Raw genomic sequence first — 1,192 nt, forward strand, 5'->3', positions numbered from 1 at the left:
CCCAGGCCGGGGAAACTGGTGATGATCTCGTAGTCGGGGTGGGAGCGGAACGCGGTGACGGCGGCTTCGTGCAGGGCCGCGGCGCAAGAGCAGGTGGCGTCGACGACGGCCAGCAGCGCCAGGGCCTGATGGCCGAAGGCTTCCTCGACCAGGGCGGGCTGGCGCAGGTGCTCGACACGCAGCCCGGCGTGGATCTTCTCGGTCCAGGCGTCGAGGTGGTAGACGCGGCCGCTGCGCCTTAGGGCGGCGCGGATCCGCGGCCGGGTCAGCCTGCCGGCTGCGGCGGGGGTGGGGGCGATGGCCAAGATGGCGCGTGCCTCCCGGCAGGTCACCCCGCCGTCTTGGCCGACGAACAGCTCTAGAAACGCCGGGAAGTACTCGCGCAGCACCGAGCGCAGCTCGTTGCCGGTGCGGTGCACCCGCCAGACGGCGTCCTGCTGGGCGCGGGCCAGCACCGCCAGAGCCTGGACCTGGCAGGTGTCGGCCGGCAGCGGCCGGTGCATGGCCATGTCGGTGCGCAAGATGCCGGCCAAAACGATCGCGTCTTGGCTGTCGGACTTCTTGCGCGAGACCGCGTGCCGTTCCCGGTAGCGCGAGGAGCTGAGCGGGTTGATCGCGAACACCGGGCGGCCCGAGGCGCGCAGGCACGCCACCAGCAGACCGCGGGGCGTTTCGATCGCGACCGGAATCATGTTGTCCGCCTGGTCGCCAGCTTGGGCGAGTAGGTCCAGCAGTTCCTGATAGCCCTGCACGGTCTCGGCGATCCGGCGTTGCGCGATCACCGTTCCGCTCTCGTCCACCAGCGCGACGTCGTGGTGGTGCTCGGCCCAGTCGATTCCGCAGAAAACTCGCATGGTCACCTCCGCTGATCCGGTTGTGCTCTTGCCCGTGGCGGAGTCACCCGGCGCCCTAATGACAAGGCTCTGCGGCCTACCATCCGATCAGCCGTTCGTGACCCCAGCGACCTGCACAGGCCCCGGTCTTGCTTCAGAGCTCACCGCTCACCAACGCACAGAAGGGGTACGGCCTGCACAGGCGGGCTCAGACCACGATCTACCAGTGCGGGCACGCTCCGTCCGGCCATTTGGGCAACAGCGCCAGTCTCAGCAAGAAGGACTCAAAGATCCCGGAACGAAGAAGGCATCCGCCCCCCGACCGGGGAACGCGCCCGCACCGTCATTAGGAACGAAGC

The 1,192-nt window shown here is 68.9% G+C and carries 1 protein-coding gene; it reads right to left on the reverse strand.

Annotated elements, in window-relative coordinates; all coding sequences use genetic code 11:
• Nucleotides 1–854, reverse strand: an 854-nt coding sequence (locus ABZU75_RS46485) for an IS110 family transposase (RefSeq protein ID WP_355570025.1), incomplete at its 3' end; no start/stop codon positions are given.
• Nucleotides 855–1,192: the final 338 nt, after the last annotated feature.

Source organism: Streptosporangium sp. NPDC005286 (assembly GCF_040607515.1).
GTDB lineage: Bacteria > Actinomycetota > Actinomycetes > Streptosporangiales > Streptosporangiaceae > Streptosporangium.